The sequence below is a fragment of the Arhodomonas sp. KWT genome, from assembly GCF_010993615.1.
Genome location: NZ_WNXE01001165.1, coordinates 1 through 503 on the forward strand (window position 1 = coordinate 1; position 503 = coordinate 503).

Sequence of the window (503 nt, forward strand, 5' to 3'; positions counted from 1 at the left end):
CTGCGGTGGGGCATCTGCGCGGCTTCTCACCGGTGTGGCAACGCCTCGCCGCCGGCGAGACGATCCAGTCGGTCTACGGGACCCGCACTCCGTTGGTGTCGATATGACGGGCTGCGGGGCGATACCGCTGGATCCCGCCGTGGCGTCGACATACGGCGGGGCCGTGGCCGCACGTTTCGCCGCCCCCGCCCATGCCGGCCGTCCCGATGGGACCGGCTGGCTCGCGGGGGAGGCCGGCCGGGTGCCGGCCGGCGCGATGGTGAGGATCTGGCTGTGCGGCGACACGGCCGGCGGCGTCACCGCCGCGCGTTTCGAGGCGTTCGGCGATCCGGCGGTGGTCGCCGCCGCGGACTGGCTATGCGAGGCGGTCGCCGGCCGGCCGCTGACGGAACTCGGGGACCTGACGGCGCGTCGAATCAGTGAGGCACTGGCCATTCCCGCGGCCCATATGGATGGTACGCTGGTGGTCGAAGACGCGCTCGCCGCCGCGGCCGAGCGGCTGG

At 74.2% G+C, this 503-nt stretch carries 1 protein-coding gene; it reads left to right on the forward strand.

Going from position 1 to position 503, the window contains the following annotated elements:
* Positions 1 to 103: 103 nt before the first annotated feature.
* On the forward strand, positions 104 to 503 hold a 400-nt coding region (locus G7A99_RS24760; protein ID WP_240466419.1), incomplete at its 3' end, for an iron-sulfur cluster assembly scaffold protein.